Genomic DNA, 17686 nt, shown 5'->3' with positions numbered 1-17686 from the left:
TTCAAGGTTTTCACTCATGTCATCTTCTGCGAATCCTACCGCCGCCATTATTGTGATTGGCGATGAAATCCTGTCTGGCCGCACCAAAGACAAAAATATTGGCTGGCTTGCCGAACAGCTTGGCGCGCAGGGGATACAGCTTGGCGAGGCGCGGGTTATTGCCGATAAAAAACAGACCATCATTGATACGGTTCAAACATTGTCAAAAACCTATGATCTGGTCTTTACCAGTGGCGGTATTGGGCCAACGCATGATGATATCACAACCGATGCCGTGGCTGCTGCGTTTAATGTGCCGGTGATCCGCCATCCAGAGGCCGAACGTCGGCTCATTGCCCATTATGCCAATACCGATCTCGAATTTAACGCCGCACGTCAAAAAATGGCCGATATTCCAGATACGGCCGCATTGATTGATAACCCATTATCGGCAGCCCCTGGCTATATCATTGGCAATGTTCATGTTCTGCCCGGGGTGCCAACCATCTTGAAGGCCATGTTTGAAGGATTAAAACATACATTGCCCGGCGGTGTTGTCATGACACGGATTACGGTTCAATGTTCAACCGGTGAGGGCAATATCGCCACCATTCTTGCCGATGTCGAGGCGCGCCATGATGGGGTTAGCATTGGCAGCTATCCATGGATGAAGCCCGGCCAATTTGGCACTGCGATTGTTGTTAGCGGGCTTGATGCTGCGGTGACCACCAGCGCGGCAAGAACAGTTGAGGCTGAAGTGCGCACCTTTGGTGCAGAGGCGAATATCGTCGATGCTGATGGTAAGCTGGCAGATTAGGAAATGCCCATTAGGAAATGCCCAAGGGCGTCATGGCGTTTCACCGCCGCACCCTCAAAAAGCCCGAAAAGGCCTAGCCCCCAAGCCCGAAAGGGCCTAGCTCCAAGGGCCTTTTGGCCGGCCGGGTTTTGATGATGGGATCGAGCTTCGCATTGATTGGTTTGTGTTACGGCGAAATCGTTTGCGGGCGTCTTGCTTCATCTCGTCAAAGCTGATCGGTCGTCCTGACCATGTTTTTGGTGGTCGGCCGCGGTCAAATAGCGATATATGACTTTTTTTGAAAAATGGGATTAGTGCCAGACCTGCCAAAAAGCCGCCAATATGGGCGATATAGGCAACCCCGCCGCCATCACCGCTAAACGATTGTGGCGCGGCGGCAAATTGAAGACCAATCCAGCCTCCAAGAACCAGCCATGCAGGTAGATTGATAAAGCGGAAAAACACAATCACGATGAAAAGACAGCGCACAGCTGCCTTTGGGTGAAGCATCAAATAAGCGCCCAAAACACCGGCAATACCGCCAGATGCGCCAACCATTGGCACTTGCGATGACGGGTCGATCAGGCCTTGCGCCAATGCCGCCAATGCGCCGCATAACAAATAGAAAACAAGAAAGCGGCCACGCCCCATCGAATCTTCGACATTATCGCCAAAAATCCATAAATACAGCATGTTGCCACCAAGATGTAGCCAACCACCATGCAAAAACATCGAAGTGATAAAGGTTGCCCAGCTTGGAACAATGATAAATTCGGCGGGAAGCGTCTCATCCTGAAACACAATTGCCGGAACAAAGCCGAATTGATAAATCGCCACTTCGGCGGCAATGCCATCAAGCGATTGCTGCCAAAAAAAGGCAAAAACACAGGCGGCGATTATCAACCATACGATAACCGGCCTTCGGCTCGTGGCATTTTCATCAAAAAGCGGAAAGAAAAACATGATTTTGTCCGAAGGTGATCATCAGCAGCAATCTAACGCGCCCAAGCAGCAACGGCAAACAACTTTCACAAATAGGCAGTCATGGCTATGACGTGATTGCGCGAATGTGCCGTGACACGGCGATGCGAATAAGCCGTGACACGGTTGCGCGGTTGCGCGAATGATGATTCTGAACATCACCAACGGCAATTGGGACTCACCATAATGGCGGATGTTCGGATAATGCACGGTTTTGGTGATTAGGCTTTTGCCAAAATGCCGCGATCAGGGGGCAAAGCTTGGCCGGGCGATTGATCAATTCTTGCGCCATGATGCAAACTTGTTTATGCCGGAAATACTGGAAATACCGGTTTTATCATAGGAGTTTTGGGGTGTCAGTCGGTTCTATTGATTTTGGTGATTATATCGCCAGCTATCCGGATTTTCCAAAAACCGGCATTTTGTTTCGTGATATCAGCCCGCTATTGGCATCTGCCGAGGGCATGGCACAAGCGGTTGATCAATTTGCCGCGCAATTATCTGGTTTTGACATTGATTTGATTGCCGGCATTGAATCACGCGGTTTTTTGTTCTCTACTTTATTGGCATCGCGGTTGAATGTCGGGTCAATAATGGTTCGCAAACCCGGGAAATTGCCTGGCAAGCTGGTGCGGGCTGGATATGATCTTGAATATGGCACTGCTGAATTGACGGTTCAGCAAGATGCGCCCATCCAAGGCCGGTCGGTTCTGATCATTGATGATCTTCTTGCCACTGGCGGAACGATGCTTGCTGCCAAAACCTTGCTTGAATCATGCGGTGCTATTGTTCCTGCCGGTGCCGTGGTGATCGAACTTGTTGCGCTTGGCGGCCGCGCCGCGTTAGAAATGCCGCTTATCACGCTAAAGGCGTATGATGACTAGGTTTGATCCGCAAACAACGCTTCTGATCGTGGCGCTTGAAAATGAGCTTCCGCGTGACATGGCCGCCGGTTGGACCATTGTTTATACCGGTGTTGGCAAGGTGAATGCGGCCATTGCCCTTGGCGATGCCATTGCTATGCACCAGCCAAAACAGGTGGTGAATTATGGTAGCGCAGGTGCGTTACGCCCCGGTCTTGCCGGTCTTCATCGGGTAACCCGCTTTTTGCAACGCGATATGGATGTCCGCGCTTTGGGCTTTGCGCTCGGACAAACGCCATTTGAAGATGATGCTGAGATTCTTGCCGGTACTGGCGGGTTAAGCTGTGGCACTGGCGATCAATTTGTTAGCGCGCCGCCTGAATTGACAAGTGATCTTGTTGATATGGAAGCCTATGCGCTTGCCAAAATATGCCAGCAAAAAGCGATTGATTTTCACTGTTTTAAATTCATTTCGGATAATGCCGATGGCGATGCGGCACATGATTGGAGCCAGCAATTGGCCATTGGTGCCAAGCTGTTTTCCGCTGAAATTCTGCAACAATAAATCCTGAAAAATTGTTTTTTGCCAATGGTGATCGCCAGTTGACACCAACGCTGCCTATTGACGCGGATAATTCCTTCTGAGACGCTGTCGCCTAATGCTTTGTCCCGGTTTTAAACAGGCTTGTTATGGGCGTGCCGGCAAAGCAAATGGATCACTGTGAAAAGCCACAGATAGCGGCATTGACGGTGCGATGATGAGGGGTTTACTTAGATCAATGTAAAAGGGGGATGATATGCTTAAAACGGCTGAAATTATGCCTTTAACGGGCGCGCTTGGTGCCGAGGTGAGTGGGGTACAGCTTGCCGATCTTGTGAAACGCAATGACAGCAGCAATGCTGAACAGCTTTTCCAAATGCTGGTTGAAAATAAAGTTCTGGTATTTCGCGACCAGCATCCCGACCCGCAAACACATGTTGATGTTGCAAAATTGATTGGTGATCTGGCACCGGCGGTGCCGATGTATCCCAAAGTCGCCGGTTATGAGGATATCATCATCATCCGCAATGATGACGATAACCCGCCGGAAAATGAGGTTTGGCACGCTGATATGACCTATCGCGAAGTGCCGATTTTTGCCTCGGTTCTTCATGGGGTGCATATTCCGCCGGTGGGCGGCGACACATTATGGGTCGATATGGTTGCTGTTGCCGAGGGTCTGTCAGCGCCAATGCGGCAATTTTTAACCGGATTAACGGCGCGGCATACGATTCAAAAGGGATTTTCCTTTGTTAATGAAAACGGCCAAAATGACCGCGCGGCCGAGCTTGCTGAAATCATCAATCGGGAAAAAGCCACCAACCACCCTGTTTTGCGAAAACATCCAGTGTCGGGCGCTGAAACCTTATTTGTGAATGCAGCTTTTACCGAAGCGATTAACGAGCTGGCAGCCGATGAATCGGATGCCATGCTTCGTCATCTCTATAGTCGCATCGACAACCCGCGATATCAAATGCGGGTGAAATGGCGGCCGGGAACGGTTGTGATGTGGGATAATTGGGCGACCCAGCATTATGCTTGCGGCGATCATTACCCGTCATTCCGCGAGGTTCAGCGGGTTACGGTTAGCACGCCACGATATGCAAGCCTTGGGCTGAATTAATCGATGTTTTGGGGTTTGGGTCTTCGAACGGAAAATGGGCATACAAAGCGCAAAATTGCGGCTCTGTATGCCCATGATTGACAGCCCTAAAGGGCCTTCAGATTAACCGCTGAAGTTTTGCCATTCTGGCCGGTCTCAAGCTCGTAAGAAACCATCTGGTCTTCTGCCAAGCCGTCCATGCCTGAATTTTGAACAGCTGTAATATGAACGAATACATCTGTTGATTTGTCTTCTGGCTCAATAAAGCCAAAACCTTTTTGTGGATTAAACCACTTAACTTTTCCTGTGCTCATAATTTTCTCCTATGAACGATCGTTGAAGGAAAGCAACTTGTGTTCATTGAAGAAACCGTACCGCTAACCATTACTCTAAAAGACTAGAGTAATGAGCCAATAGCAGACCTTGACCAAGAAGTCTTGTTAATAAGCGATGTTTGTGTCGATTTAATTTTTGACGCGATCCGCCTGCAATCGCAAGGCGATTAGCCAGCTGCCGCTAGCGCCCCGCTATCAACGCCAAGGACCAATCAGGGAATTCTGTTTTTTTTGAAAGATGGTGCGGGCGGGGAGACTTGAACTCCCACGGCCTAGGGCCCACGGATTTTAAGTCCGTTATGTCTACCATTCCATCACGCCCGCATGACTGGTCTGTCACAGGTGATAGCCCAGCTAATCCAATGATGCAAAAGGAAAGCGGGGTTTTCTACTTAAAAAAATCGAGATGTCTGGTTTTGGTGCGAAATGGTGGCGATTTGGTAATTGCGTGCAAAAAGCTGGCAGCCGAAGATCGCGCGGATAACAGCCAGAAACAAGGCTGGTGATCGCCCTCATCGGGACGGCGGGTGATGATCGCACCAAGATGTTCCATGCTTGTGCGCGCGGTGGTGCCAATCGGCATGGCTGATGCGCTGCAATCAATCGGGCAAATCCGCGCCAATGTTTGCCGGCTGTGCAAGCCTGACAACGCCAGAATAACCCATGAATCCGATTGATCGGTCATTGCTATCTGGTTTGATAGGCTTTTACCAAGCAATGCCTTGGCCGCGTCAATGGGATTGGTGCCATCATCATCAAAACATAAAAACCATTGGTTTTGCGCGCTTGGCATCAAGATGCAACGCGGTTTGCCAGACCGGTCAAGTGCCATTGTCGCGCTTGGTTTCGGGTTGTCAGTCTTGCCAGTTTTGCCAGTTTTGAATAATTTGGCCATTGCCGTTTGAAAGGCCGTTTGGTTGCCGGCAAGCGGTGCAATCGACACCATTGACAGGCCAGTGACCTCAATAAGGCTGGTGCCGTCGGTGATCATTTCATAGCCACCAAGCGGGCTTTGCGCGGTCAGGCTTGGCGGTGTTTTTGACATAGGTGCAGATTTAGCCATGAAGCCGCGTTCCTTCTGGATCAATAAAATGCGGGCTGCATAATTCGACCTTGATATCCTGACCGCCAAGCAGATTAACCGCCCTTACAATATCGCCATGACGGCTGTTGCCGCGCCGGATATAGCCAAGCCCGATTGCGCTTTTTAAATGCGGCGAATAGGCAATGGATGTTACCCAGCCTTCGTCATTTTCCGCAACCGTGCTAGCACCAATACCGATAAAATGCGAACCGGCAATCAAGGGTTGATCGGGATTTACCGGTTTGAGGCCGATCAATTCATAATCATCATCACGAACCAATTCAGGGCGACGGCTTAGTACAAGGCCAATCGAATCTTTGCTTTGTGAAACCATCCGGCCAAGCCCCATCTGGCGGGCGGTTGTCTGGCCGTTTAATTCATTGCCAGCAACATGGCCCTTTTCAATCCGCATAACGCCAAGCGCCTCGGTGCCATAGGGGGTGACGCCAAATTCTTCACCAGCCGTCATAAGCGCGCGAACCATTGCATCGCCATAGCGGGATGGAACGGCGATTTCAAATGCAAGCTCGCCGGAAAAGGAAATGCGGAAAAGCCGCGCTTTCACACCGCCGCAAATACTGATCTCGCCACAAGCCATAAAGGGAAAGGCTTCGTTCGAGATGTCTTCACCCAAATCAATCAGCTTTTCCAGCAGGCGGCGAGCATTGGGGCCAGCAACCGCATATTGGGCATATTGTTCGGTGATCGAAATCAATTGAACATCAAGCTCGGGCCATAGGCATTGATGGCAGAATTCAAGATGCCTGAACACGCCAACCGCATTTGCCGTTGTTGTGGTCATGACATAATGCGTCTCGCCGAGCCGTGCGGTGGTGCCGTCATCCATCACCATGCCATCTTCACGAAGCATCAGGCCATAACGGGTTTTCCCAATTGGCAGTTTGGCAAATCCATTGGCATAGACATGATTTAAAAACGCTGCCGCATCACGACCCTGAATATCGATTTTGCCAAGCGTGGTAACATCGCAAATGCCAACCGATGCCCGTGTTGCCAAAACTTCGCGGTCAACCGATTGACGCCATTCAGTTTCACCTGTTTTGGGGTACCATTGAGCGCGAAGCCATGCACCTGTTTCAACAAAAACAGCACCCTTAGCGCTGGCCCATTTATGCGATGGGGTTAAGCGGGTAGGGCGGAAATTTTTGCCACGGCTGCGTCCGGCAAAGGCGGCAATTGGCACCGGCGTATAAGGTGGACGAAAGATTGTTGTTCCGGTTTCGGCAATGGTTTTGCCCGAAATATCGGCAAGGATGGCCAATCCGGGGATATTGGCAATTTTGCCCTGATCGGTTGCCATGCCAAGTGTGGTGTAGCGTTTTAGATGTTCAACCGACCGAAAGCCTTCGCGGTGCGATTGCGTGATATCTTTGACCCCAACATCATTCTGGAAATCAACAAAGGCCTTTTTATCACTGCCTTTGACATGCCAGAACTGTTGGATGGCAAAGCTTTCATCGGCGGCGCGTGGCGGCTTGATTACCGCGGGTTTAAAGCCTAAATCGCGCGCCGCTTGCTGGCCTGCCTTGAGGCCGCTTTGCAAACAGCTGGCAAGGGTCATAACTCCATTTGCCGCGCCGGTTACAATCATGCCATCAGGCAGATTACCGCCCGGAACAAATCCGGCAATCGCATCACGCCAAACCGGACGGCCGCGCTGATGGCAGGTTAGATGAACCGTTGGCGACCAGCCGCCAGAAACAGCCAGACAATCGGCCGGAATATGCGTTCCGTTATTCAATGTCACGCTGCGAAGGCCAAGCCGTCCGCTGGTGTTGACGATTTGTCCGCCAAGAACGGTTGGCACGCCTGTTGGTGGGGTTTTGGCAATATCGGTTCGGCTATCGATAATGGCGGTAACTTCAACGCCGGCAGCGTGCAAATCCTGCGCGGTTGCCCAGCCATCATCATTATTGGTGAAAATAGCAACGCGTTTGCCCGGGGCAACGCCAAACCGATTAACATAAGTTCGCACCGCACCGGCAAGCATGACACCCGGCCGGTCATTATTGCTAAAGGCAATTAGCCGTTCGGTCGCACCTGCTGCCAAAACGCATCTTTGGCTGCGGATGCGCCAAAAAATCTGGCGAATGGAACCATTGGCATTATGTTCGTTCACACGTTCCAGCGCGCCATAACAACCATGGTCAAAAGCACCAAATATTGTTGTTTTGGAAAGAATGCGAACATTATCCATCGCCGCAAGCTGGGCCAGACGTGACTCGGCAAAAGTGGCGCTTTCCATACCGTCGATTTCCTGGCGTTCGGCATTTAGGCGGCCGCCAAGACAAAAATCTTCATCAGCCAGAATGATTTGCAAACCTGATTTGGCCGCCGCAAGCGCCGCCATTAACCCGCTTGGCCCGCTGCCGATAACCAATAAATCACAATGAAGATAGCCCTTATCATATTGATCAGGGTCGGCAAGGCCGGAAAGACTGCCAAGACCGGCGGCCTTTCTGATAATGGGTTCATAAATCTTTTCCCAGAATGCGGCAGGCCACATAAAAGTCTTGTAGTAAAAACCAGCACCAAGTAATGGCGACAGAAAATCATTGACCGCCATAAGATCAAACGACAAAAGCCCCATTTTTGTTTGGCTTTTCGCACTCATTCCGTCAAAAAGCTGGGCTGTTGTTGCACGGCTATTCGGGTCTTGATAAGCGCCATCACCAATTGTCACCAGCGCGTTCGGTTCTTCAGATCCAGCGGTTAAAATGCCCCGTGGCCGGTGATATTTGAAACTGCGCCCAACAAGCCGCACATTATTGGCAAGTAATGCCGATGCCAACGTATCACCGGCAAAGCCGGTATAATGCTGTCCGTCAAAACGAAAGCCAAGTGGCTGTTCGCGATCAACAAGCCCGCCGGTTATCCGGTTTTTTTGCGAAACGCTTGCCGCACTCATGTTGCGTTCCTCTTGGCCGCAGCCTTTTTAGCAGGTGTCTTTTTAGGGTTGGCCTTTTTAGCGGCAGCTTTTTTGGCGGCGACCTTTTTAGGGGCGCTTTTTTGTGCGGTTTTTGCCTTTGCCGCTTTGGCAATATCGCTTGCCAACGCCACCGCAATAACCGCATGTGTTACCGTGTCGCGCGTAACCACCAGCCATGACCGGTCGCCCTGTTCATGAAACCATAATTCGCGGTGAAGTCCGGCAGGGTTATCTCTTAGATATTGATAATTATAGAAACCATTATCCGCGTCACCAGCCTGCCAGTCAGGCCGGTTAATCAGGCTGGCGTCACCAAGAATGGTGAATTCACTGGCATCGCGTGGGCCGAGATGGGGATGGTTGATAATCATGGTTGTTGATGTTTGTCCTTGGGCTCTTGGTTAATGAAGGTTCGGCTGCGCGCCTGCGCCGCGTTCGTCAAGCATGGCACCGCGCCGAAACCGGTCAAGGCGAAGTTTGGTGGCAACTTTATGTGGTTCATCAAGCGCCAGAAGATGCGCAAAACACAGGCCCGATGCAGGGGTGGCTTTAAAGCCGCCATAGCACCAGCCAGCATTTAGATAAAGTTGGTCAATCGGCGTTTTGTCGATGATTGGTGATCCATCCATCGACATATCCATAATGCCGCCCCAATTGCGCAGCATGCGGGCACGGCCAATCATTGGCATAATCGCCATGCCGCCTTCGCATACATCTTCAAACACCGGTAAATTGCCGCGCTGGGCATAGCTGTTATAGCCATCAATATCACCGCCAAAAACAAGGCCGCCCTTATCTGACTGGCTGATATAGAAATGGCCTGCGCCAAACGTTATCACGCCCGGAATAACTGGCTTTAACCCTTCGGTGACAAAAGCCTGTAAAACATGGCTTTCAATCGGCAGTCTTAGGCCAGCTTTTGCCATGACACGGCTTGTCGATCCGGCAACAGCAACGCCGGTTTTGCCAGCGCGGATTGTGCCTTTGCTTGTTTCAATACCGCTACAAACCCCATCCTTAATCAAAAAATCGGTCACATCGCAATTCTGGATGATATCGACACCGCGTTGATCGGCGGCGCGGGCATAGCCCCATGCCACCGCATCGTGTCGTGCGGTTCCGGCGCGTTTTTGCAATAAACCGCCCATGATCGGAAAGCGGGCATTTTCATAATCAAGAAAGGGACAAAGGCGACGCAATTGATCTTGGTTCAATAATTCGGCATCAGCGCCATGAAGCCGCATGGCATTGCCGCGCCGAACATAGGAATCGCGCTGGGCATCCGAATGGTAAAGATTGATAATACCACGCTGCGACATCATGGCATTATAGTTGATATCCTGCTCTAGCCCTTCCCAAAGCTGAAGCGATTGTTCGTAAAAAGGCTCGTTGCCATCAAGAAGGTAATTTGACCTGACAATGGTTGTATTACGGCCAATATTGCCTGATCCAATCCAGCCTTTTTCGAGAACGGCAATATTTTTCTTGCCATATCGACTGGCCAGATAAAAGGCCGTTGCAAGACCATGCCCACCACCTCCAACAATGACAATGTCATAATGGCTTTTGGGCTCGGGCTCGCGCCAAACTGGCGTCCAGTTTCGGTTGCCTGTCAACGCTTGATTGATCAATGACCATAGTGAATAACGCATGATTGTCCTAGCGCTGAAATGCTGACTTAACTAAAACCTACTCTGGCAAAGATTACTGTAAAGAAAAAGACATTTTCCAGTTTAAAAGTGACTTGATTTTCAACCAAAGAAAAGACACCGATGCTTGCGGGTAAAGAATGGCTGTGCGGTTTTTTGCGATGCCTGTTCATCTTGCGTTAATGCTTGAATTGGCGGATGCTATTTTCCTGTCCATCTTGATTGGAGTTTTTGATGGAAAAGCTGATTTGTGAGCATTGCGGCACCAAATTCAATTGCGGTGCGCCAGCTGGTAAAGACCGTTGCTGGTGTATGGATTTACCAAATTTGCGTGGTGGGTTTGACCTTGCCGGGGCTTGTGTTTGTCCTGACTGTCTGACAATGGGCAAGGCCAAGGCGATGATCAAATCGCGCAAAGTGAAACAGCGACAACGCGCCGCTTCGGCCTTGCGCAAATAGTGCTGGCTATTTTATCTGTTTCTTATAGCCACCAAGAATGGAAAACCGCCGCAGGAAACTGGCCGCCGCATCATCCGGTGATTGCGGGCGAGGCCGGATATTGGCAGGTGTGCCAGCCGGTTTGATAAAAATCTTTGCGGCTTCGGCTTCGGAAAAACCGGCAAGCTGGGTTGCCTCTAGCCATGCGGCCATGCGGTCGGCGCGTTTGATGCTACGCTGCACCGTTTCAGGCAGGCCGGGCGGCAGGCCAAAGCGGATATTCACCGCCCGATCAAGGCCGGCTTCAATATCACGGTAAATACCGCCAAGAACATGTTTGAAAGGGGTGATCATATCGCCGATAACATATTCGGGTGCGTCATGAAGCAAGGCTGCCAGATACCATTTTTGATCCAGCTTTGGTGCATTGGTGCGAACAAGCCGTTCAACCAGAACGCAATGTTGGGCAACTGAAAAGCTGTGTTTTCCGCGGGTTTGTCCATTCCAGCGGCTAACCCGTGCCAACCCATGGGCAATATCTTCAATTTCAATATCCAACGGTGACGGGTTCAAAATATCAAGGCGCCGGCCACTCAGCATCCGTTGCCATGCGCGCGCCGCGATTTCATCTTTTGCCGGTTTGGATATGCGCTGACCCGACTTTGGTTTGCGTTGGCGGGGTGAAGCAGGCTTTTGCATGAAGGATGATCCAAATAATGAAGTGGTGGCTGATAGTGTGATAGCCGGCAATTTTCCGGACATGATGAAAGCAAGACGTGGTTGGGATGCCGATCTGTTTTAAAGGCAACCTTGCCGCGTCAAAATGCAAACTCAGTTTGACAAGTCTTTGCCAAAGTTTCAAGCCGACAAGATCCAAGCCAATTCGGATCAATGCCAATTCTGAGTAAAAACTGTTGCCTGTTGTCGTGCCGGATCATCGCTTGGCGTTTTGGCGTCATTGTTGTATCTAGAACCAACAACGCCGCCGCAAGGGCATCATAATTCCGGCAAGGACTGCCAGCATGGATTTTTTTGAGACACAAGAACGTTATCGCCGTCGTGAAATGCGCGGTTGGTTGGTTCTGCTTGTTCGCATTGCCTTGTTCGGTGGTGCGATATGGTTTGGCTGGGTATGGGGCCAAGCCGAACAATCTAGCCTTCAGGCCGAGGCTGATCTGGTGATTTATGAAAATAATGTTCGCATCACTGAATTAAGCGGTCAAGTGCAATCGCTGAAACTTGATCTTGCTGAAACAAAGGCCGCTGGCATGGCAAAATCGGTGACAGGCAAGGACAATGTCGCTTTACGGCGTGTGATCGCCAAGAAAATTGCCACTGGCGTCACACCCGAACAGATTGTTTCGTCAATTCAGGCACTTGGTGATCCGGTAAATTGCCGTGAAGTCGAACGCAATGACGTGGCCGTCGCCACGCAGCTTTATGCGGGGCCAGAATCAAAGCTGAGCCTGTTTGGTGGTGGGCTGAATTTATTTGTCGAAGGTAGCGCTGGTAAACAGGCGCAACGCGATACGCCATGGTTTGATCCAGCAATGCTGGTAAGCGTTCGGCATGTTTTCCTTGGTGGCCAGAAAACGATCAATGGCAATTTGCCCTTAAATGCGATCATTCCCACCGAAGACTGGATTTTGAAATTAAAATTCGAAAAAGCCAGTATTCTTGGCTATGTCACGGTGATTGTTGAAAGCTGTACGCTTCGCTAGGCGCTAAATACCCTAGCTTTGCTGGTGTTATTTTACCGCAGGGCGTGGCATAGCAAAAACGTCATTGATCCGCGCATAATCCAGATAGCCAAGACGTGCCAAAGGTTGATAGCTTGTGACATCTATCTTGCCGTCTTTGACAGTTTTATCGGTAATATGAATGCCTGTAATCATGCCAATAACCATAACCCCAGCACCGCCACTCGCAGCACCACCAGTCTCAGGTTTCGGTAATTCAATCACTTTCCATAATTTACATTCAAGCGCAGCAGGTGCGGCGGCAACACGCGGAACCTTGACCGTGTTGCAATCAGCCATCTCAAGGCCAGCGGCGGTAAATTCATTTTGTCCATAGGCCAAATCTGCCGATGTGATATTCATCGCATCACCAAGCGCGGCGCTGACAACATTAACAACAAATTCTTCTGTTTCGATAACATTGCGAAGCGAATCTTTATGCTGTGCATTGCCCGATGGCGCGCTGCTGAACATAACCATTGGTGGCAGTTCCGAGATCGCATTGAAATAGCTGTACGGTGCTAGATTAATACTGCCATCCTTACCACAGCTGGAAATCCAGCCAATCGGCCGCGGTGAAACAATGGCTTTAATCGGGCTGAATGCCAGACCGGCCTCTTTATGCAATCCGGGGCGAAAATACATGATGCCATCTCCTTAAAATCACGAACCGAGTTTATAGACATCTTTGTTCAGATTGGACAAGATATTATACGCTCCGTGGGGCGGGTCAAGAGGCTGTTGTTTCGCCTTTAAATCGCAATGTGCAAGATCCTGTAAAAATCTGTGTCACAAGCGATTCCTTGCATAAGGTATAGCTTGGGGCAGGCATGCCCTGTAAATCGCGCCATATGTGCGCAATTGATAAAGCGGCGATCAATGCCACGAGAATCCACATTGTTCGGCTCATCGAATCTTCCCTGTTGTTCGTTTACCAATTTGTTATATGGTCAGGCCAATCATCTTCGTCAACACTGTTTTCTGGCACCACACGATTGGCCACTGAATGACCAGCCAGCATTGTGCTATTGGCATCACCGGTGATCAGCGGATGCCAGTCTGGAAGATCTTTTTTCTCATAAATCAGTCGATAGGCACAGCTTTGCGGCATCCAGCTTAAAATGCCAAGATTGTCAGGGGTTAGTAAAACGCAATCGGGAACATGCGTTTTGCGCGCCGCGTAATTGGTGCATCGCGCATTTTCGCAATCAAGCAATTTACACGCAACATCAGTATAGTGAACGTCACTTGTATCGACATCTTCGAGTTTCAAAACACAGCATTTCCCGCAGCCATCGCATAGTGACTCCCATTGATCTTTGTCTAGCTGATCAAGCGCGATGGTTTTCCAGAACTGATTTTGGGACACAATTTTTTCCGATACTGATCTTCGGTTTGGCTGATGTAACGCCGGGTTAGCGGCGCGGCATTGTGATCATGGGCCAATTGCAGTTGAAATACTATCCCATCCTGACAGCGAAAGAAATATTCGCAGCCAATAAGGTAAAATTCCCACATGCGGATAAAACGTTCATCATAATCCTGACGAACCGTTGCAACATTCTGGCGAAAGGCCTGCCGCCATTGTTTTAGCGTTTTGGCATAATGCCCGCGCATGATTTCCATATCGAGAATCTTCAGCCCTTGACGCCCCGCCGCACGCGTCATCTGTTCAAGCGAGGGGATATAGCCCCCAAGGAAAATATATTTATTCAGCCAGCGGTTACAGCGTTTGGCGTTATGATGTACCCCGATCGAATGGATCAGTGCCACTCCATTTGGTGCCAATAGCCGCGCAATCGAGGCAAAATAGCTGTCAAAATGACGCATGCCGACATGTTCAAGTATGCCTACCAAAACAATCCGGTTGAAACTGCCGCGCTGATGCCGGTAATCGCATAGATGAAAGGCCAGATGCTGTTGCCGTTGATCCTGTTTTGCCTTTTGCGTGGCATAGGCATGCTGGTTTTCCAACAAGGTGATGCCAGTTACTGAAATATCCGGTTGCATTTCCCATAACGCATTGGCAAGCCCGCCCCACCCACAGCCAATATCCAGAACCTTCTGATTTGGCTGTAAACACAGCTTTGCCCCAAGGCGCGCGAGTTTGGTAATTTGCGCATCGGCAAGCTTGTCACTGGGGGTATGGAAATAGCCGCAAGAATATTGACGGCGTGGGTCAAGAACTGGTCAAATAAACTGTCTTTTAGATCATAATGATGCGCGACATTGCGTTTAGTGCGTCCGGGAAGATTAAAAAATTTACAAAAGGCAAGATAGGTCTCGGCAAATAGCCCCATCCTTGCCAGTCAATGTTTTTGCCAATGGCAAGATCAGGCTTGAGCAAAATACGCCAGAACAGGCGGTAATTCTGTAAATGAATCGTCACCTCAGGTCCGGCTAATTCACCCTTCTGGCTGTGGGTGGGGCAATTAGCAATCACGATACGAAGACAGCCGATATGCAAAAATTGCTGCAATATGAAAAGTCCAATGCGGGTTAGCATGACACACCACATCTTGCGGTTTAATCCGGTCGTTACAGAATAGGGGGTAAAACAAAATAAAAGGTTAAAGCCGGTGTTTTTTTGTAAAAAAAGTGGTCAATTGCTTGCGGCTTGTGTGTCGCGGGTGCAGATTACCGGCATGACCGATCCTGCGACGCATCATTCCGCTGATTACCGGCTAACATCTGCCCCCTTGTCGCATCGTGACGGGGTGTTGCGTGCTGATGATTTTGACGATTTATATTTTTCGACCGATGATGGGCTTGGCGAGGCGCGTCATGTGTTTCTTGATGGGAATGACCTTGCTGGCAGAATTGCCGCCGCCCCCCAATTCACCATTGCCGAAACCGGATTTGGCACGGGGTTGAATTTTCTGGCGGTGATGGCCTTACTTGAGTCTAGTAAACTCGAACACAGTCAAGCGGGGTGCCAGATTGACTATATTTCATTCGAATCACGGCCTTTGCCAGCCGTCGTCATGGCACAAAGCCATCAGGCATTTCCCGATCTGGCACGCCATAGCGATGATCTGATTGCCGCCTTACCACCGCAATGGCCCGGATTGCATCGCCGTGATTTCCTGCATGGCCGATTACGTTTGCATCTGATTTATGGCGATGCCAATGATGCGGTGGCAAAGGCCGATTTTGCAGCTGATGCGTGGTTTCTAGATGGGTTTACGCCAGCCAAAAACCCGCAATTATGGAATCAAGATTTATTGACGGCGATTGGCCGTTTAACACGGGCAGGGGGCAGCTTTGCCACTTTTACCGTTGCCAGTGCCGTTCGCCAGCGGTTGGCCGAAGCTGGTTTTGAGCTTGAAAAACGCCCCGGATTTGGCCGCAAACGCGATATGCTTGTTGGCCGCATGCGCACGGGTATTTTAACGCCGCAGCCGGCCGCACAAAATCGGGACATCGCAATCATTGGCGGTGGCATTGCTGGGGCTTCGGTGGCGGCGGGGCTTGTGGCGCGGGGCATAACCCCGCATATCATTGACGCCCGCGACCGGCTTGCTGGCGGTGCATCGGGCAACCGGTTGGCCCTGCAAAGCCCGCGCCTGAGCGTTGATCACAATGTGGCAAGCCGAATGTCGGCTGATTGCCTGTCCTTTGCGGCAAGATGCAGTGATGCTGCGCTTGCGGTTGTTGCGGATCGGGTAATTTCGCTTGATTGGCCAGATCGTGAAGCCGTGCGTCAGGCAAAGTTTCGCACCCAATTCTGGCCAGATGATCTAATGCAATTTGTTGATGCCAAGGCGGCATCATCTGAGGCTGGCATTGATCTTTCACTTGGCGGTGTTGTGCATCATTGGGGGCGGGTGATCGACCCAATATGCCTGACAAAGCATCTTGCCAAAGGCGCTGAAACACATTTTGGTTTTTCCGTCGTTGGCATGCGCCGTGACGATGGAAAATATCACCTTATTGCCGATGATGGTCGCCAATTAACATGTGATCAGCTTGTTGTTGCTGCTGGGGCAGATTTGGGGGTTTTGCATCGAATGCTGGCCATTCAGGGCATTGCCATTGATGTTACATCGGGGCAGGTTAGCCATGTTCCTGAAACTGCCGCCCTTGCCGGATTGCGGGCAGGCATTAGCTTTGGCGGTTATTTGACGCCGGCACAAGATGGCTTTCACGAGCTGGGTGCCACTTTTGACCGCGAGGGCAATATTGAAATTTTGGCAAGTGCGCATCTTCATAATAAACAGCTTTTGCCGCATGGGCTTGGTGACAGCTTGCCCGATCCTGCCAGCTATGGGGCGCGGGTCAGCAGGCGTGCCAGCACGGCCGATCGCAATCCGGTTTGCGGTAAGATCAATGATGATTTATTCATTTTGGGTGCGCTTGGTGCGCGCGGTTTGACCTTGGCGCCATTGCTTGGCGATATGCTTGCTGCAGAAATATTAGGAACGCCGGTCACGCTTACGCGTGATATCAGGCGCGGGCTCGACCCTTACCGGTTTCGCCTGCGGGCAAGCCGCCTATAGGCCTAACATGCTGCGGGCTTCAAACCGCTTGCCATGATCAGTGCATTCGGGGCTAAGAAGCGTCAAAAAGGCCGGTGCAATATCATCTGGCTGTGGCAGCGAATCTGGATCTTCACCCGGAAAGGCTGATGCCCGCATACCGGTTGCCGTGCCGCCCGGGTTAATCATGTTGATTCGCAAATTAGTTTGCTCGGTTTCACCAGCCCAAACCCGCCCCATTGCCTCTAGCCCAGCCTTGGAAATGGCATAAGGCCCCCAGAATGGAGCAATTCTCTCGGCAACTCCCGATGAGACCAGAACAGCGCGTCCAGCTGGCGCGGCAATCAATAATGGTTCCATCGCGCGAATCAAATGCCATTGCGCGGTCAGATTGACCGAAATGGTGCTGTCCCAGATTTTGTCATCAAGATGTGACAAGGGGGTAAGAGGGCCAAGCATGGCCGCGTTGGCCAACAGACCGTCAAGACGACCCCAGCGTCCATGAATCGCTACGGCAAGACGCGGCATGGCGGCATAATCGGCCATATCAAGTTCAACAATGGTGGCTTTGCCGCCAGCGGCCGTGATGGCATCGTCGGCTTCTTCCAAAGCGCCCATTGTCCGGCCAGTCATGATGATTTCAGCACCTGCCTTTGCTGCGGCAATCGCCACAGCGCGGCCAATCCCACGGCTGGCACCGGTGATGAGAATTACTTTGTCTTGAAGATCAGGAGTCATGCTGTACTCGTTT

At 50.8% G+C, this 17686-nt stretch carries 18 protein-coding genes, 1 tRNA gene and 2 pseudogenes; 7 read left to right on the top strand and 14 right to left on the bottom strand.

Annotated elements, in window-relative coordinates:
* Nucleotides 1-16: 16 nt before the first annotated feature.
* On the top strand, nucleotides 17-796 hold the full coding sequence (locus tag ABXT40_RS06865; RefSeq protein WP_443644885.1) for a competence/damage-inducible protein A: 780 nt from the start codon (nucleotides 17-19) through the stop codon (nucleotides 794-796).
* Nucleotides 797-892: 96 nt separating this feature from the next.
* Here the strand turns inward: ABXT40_RS06865 and ABXT40_RS06860 are convergent, their stop codons facing one another.
* Nucleotides 893-1738 carry a rhomboid family intramembrane serine protease gene (locus ABXT40_RS06860; RefSeq protein ID WP_443644884.1) on the bottom strand — a complete coding sequence of 282 codons (846 nt, stop codon included), beginning with the start codon at nucleotides 1736-1738 and terminating at the stop codon, nucleotides 893-895.
* A gap of 371 nt (nucleotides 1739-2109) precedes the next feature.
* Between ABXT40_RS06860 and ABXT40_RS06855 the strand changes: the two genes are divergently transcribed.
* The 3 genes from ABXT40_RS06855 to ABXT40_RS06845 all read left to right on the top strand — a co-directional run bounded on the left by ABXT40_RS06855 (nucleotide 2110) and on the right by ABXT40_RS06845 (nucleotide 4283).
* A complete protein-coding gene (locus ABXT40_RS06855; RefSeq protein WP_443644883.1) occupies nucleotides 2110-2640 on the top strand; it encodes an adenine phosphoribosyltransferase in 531 nt (176 codons plus the stop codon).
* Nucleotides 2633-3184, top strand: a complete 552-nt coding sequence (locus ABXT40_RS06850; RefSeq protein ID WP_443644882.1) for a phosphorylase family protein — start codon at nucleotides 2633-2635, stop codon at nucleotides 3182-3184. The genes ABXT40_RS06855 and ABXT40_RS06850 overlap by 8 nt, the downstream gene beginning before the upstream one ends.
* A 232-nt stretch (nucleotides 3185-3416) precedes the next feature.
* A complete protein-coding gene (locus ABXT40_RS06845) occupies nucleotides 3417-4283 on the top strand; it encodes a TauD/TfdA dioxygenase family protein (RefSeq protein ID WP_443644881.1) in 867 nt (288 codons plus the stop codon).
* Between the two features lie 86 nt (nucleotides 4284-4369).
* Here the strand turns inward: ABXT40_RS06845 and ABXT40_RS06840 are convergent, their stop codons facing one another.
* The 6 genes and pseudogenes from ABXT40_RS06840 to ABXT40_RS06815 form a co-directional block, all read right to left on the bottom strand.
* Entirely contained in the window at nucleotides 4370-4576 is a 207-nt protein-coding gene (locus ABXT40_RS06840) for a cold-shock protein (RefSeq protein WP_443644880.1), read from the bottom strand.
* 260 nt (nucleotides 4577-4836) lie between these two features.
* Nucleotides 4837-4921, bottom strand: a tRNA-Leu gene (locus ABXT40_RS06835).
* 64 nt (nucleotides 4922-4985) lie between these two features.
* Nucleotides 4986-5660, bottom strand: coding sequence for a sarcosine oxidase subunit gamma (locus ABXT40_RS06830; RefSeq protein ID WP_443644879.1), 675 nt, complete (start codon nucleotides 5658-5660; stop codon nucleotides 4986-4988).
* Nucleotides 5653-8610, bottom strand: coding sequence for a sarcosine oxidase subunit alpha family protein (locus ABXT40_RS06825; protein ID WP_443644878.1), 2958 nt, complete (start codon nucleotides 8608-8610; stop codon nucleotides 5653-5655). The genes ABXT40_RS06830 and ABXT40_RS06825 overlap by 8 nt, the downstream gene beginning before the upstream one ends.
* Before the next feature lie 122 nt (nucleotides 8611-8732).
* A pseudogene (locus tag ABXT40_RS06820) lies at nucleotides 8733-9002 on the bottom strand (sarcosine oxidase subunit delta); the annotation flags it as partial.
* A gap of 30 nt (nucleotides 9003-9032) precedes the next feature.
* Nucleotides 9033-10283, bottom strand: a complete 1251-nt coding sequence (locus ABXT40_RS06815; RefSeq protein ID WP_443644877.1) for a sarcosine oxidase subunit beta family protein — start codon at nucleotides 10281-10283, stop codon at nucleotides 9033-9035.
* A gap of 231 nt (nucleotides 10284-10514) precedes the next feature.
* Here ABXT40_RS06815 and ABXT40_RS06810 point away from each other — a divergent pair, with 231 nt between their 5' ends.
* Nucleotides 10515-10739: a cysteine-rich CWC family protein gene (locus tag ABXT40_RS06810; protein WP_443644876.1), complete on the top strand. Its 225-nt coding sequence runs from the start codon at nucleotides 10515-10517 to the stop codon at nucleotides 10737-10739.
* 6 nt (nucleotides 10740-10745) lie between these two features.
* Here the strand turns inward: ABXT40_RS06810 and ABXT40_RS06805 are convergent, their stop codons facing one another.
* On the bottom strand, nucleotides 10746-11417 hold the full coding sequence (locus ABXT40_RS06805) for a YfbR-like 5'-deoxynucleotidase (protein WP_443644875.1): 672 nt from the start codon (nucleotides 11415-11417) through the stop codon (nucleotides 10746-10748).
* Between the two features lie 323 nt (nucleotides 11418-11740).
* Here ABXT40_RS06805 and ABXT40_RS06800 point away from each other — a divergent pair, with 323 nt between their 5' ends.
* On the top strand, nucleotides 11741-12439 hold the full coding sequence (locus ABXT40_RS06800; protein ID WP_443644874.1) for a hypothetical protein: 699 nt from the start codon (nucleotides 11741-11743) through the stop codon (nucleotides 12437-12439).
* 27 nt (nucleotides 12440-12466) lie between these two features.
* On the opposite strand, the gene ABXT40_RS06795 is transcribed toward ABXT40_RS06800, so the two are convergent.
* The 5 genes and pseudogenes from ABXT40_RS06795 to ABXT40_RS06775 all read right to left on the bottom strand — a co-directional run bounded on the left by ABXT40_RS06795 (nucleotide 12467) and on the right by ABXT40_RS06775 (nucleotide 14963).
* Entirely contained in the window at nucleotides 12467-13102 is a 636-nt protein-coding gene (locus ABXT40_RS06795) for a flavin reductase family protein (RefSeq protein WP_443644873.1), read from the bottom strand.
* A gap of 85 nt (nucleotides 13103-13187) precedes the next feature.
* Nucleotides 13188-13367: a hypothetical protein gene (locus tag ABXT40_RS06790; protein WP_443644872.1), complete on the bottom strand. Its 180-nt coding sequence runs from the start codon at nucleotides 13365-13367 to the stop codon at nucleotides 13188-13190.
* 21 nt (nucleotides 13368-13388) lie between these two features.
* Nucleotides 13389-13826 (bottom strand): YcgN family cysteine cluster protein, encoded by a 438-nt coding sequence (locus ABXT40_RS06785; RefSeq protein ID WP_443644871.1) that lies wholly within the window; start codon nucleotides 13824-13826, stop codon nucleotides 13389-13391.
* Nucleotides 13781-14632 (bottom strand): annotated as a pseudogene (locus tag ABXT40_RS06780) (class I SAM-dependent methyltransferase); the annotation flags it as partial. The pseudogene ABXT40_RS06780 and the gene ABXT40_RS06785, both read right to left, overlap by 46 nt.
* Before the next feature lie 31 nt (nucleotides 14633-14663).
* The gene (locus ABXT40_RS06775; RefSeq protein WP_443644870.1) at nucleotides 14664-14963 is read right to left on the bottom strand and encodes a hypothetical protein; all 300 of its coding nucleotides are present in this window, start codon (nucleotides 14961-14963) and stop codon (nucleotides 14664-14666) included.
* A 73-nt stretch (nucleotides 14964-15036) separates the two neighbouring features.
* On the opposite strand from ABXT40_RS06775, the gene mnmC reads away from it, so the two are divergent.
* Nucleotides 15037-16956 carry an FAD-dependent 5-carboxymethylaminomethyl-2-thiouridine(34) oxidoreductase MnmC gene (mnmC, locus tag ABXT40_RS06770; RefSeq protein ID WP_443644869.1) on the top strand — a complete coding sequence of 640 codons (1920 nt, stop codon included), beginning with the start codon at nucleotides 15037-15039 and terminating at the stop codon, nucleotides 16954-16956.
* On the opposite strand, the gene ABXT40_RS06765 is transcribed toward mnmC, so the two are convergent.
* Nucleotides 16951-17673, bottom strand: a complete 723-nt coding sequence (locus ABXT40_RS06765; RefSeq protein WP_443644868.1) for an SDR family NAD(P)-dependent oxidoreductase — start codon at nucleotides 17671-17673, stop codon at nucleotides 16951-16953. The genes mnmC and ABXT40_RS06765 overlap by 6 nt on opposite strands.
* Nucleotides 17674-17686: the final 13 nt, after the last annotated feature.

Origin of the sequence: Candidatus Ponderosibacter sp. Uisw_141_02, from assembly GCF_048087665.1 — a bacterium.
GTDB lineage: Bacteria > Pseudomonadota > Alphaproteobacteria > Puniceispirillales > Puniceispirillaceae > UBA3439.
This window is presented reverse-complemented; position numbering and strand designations above follow the sequence as displayed.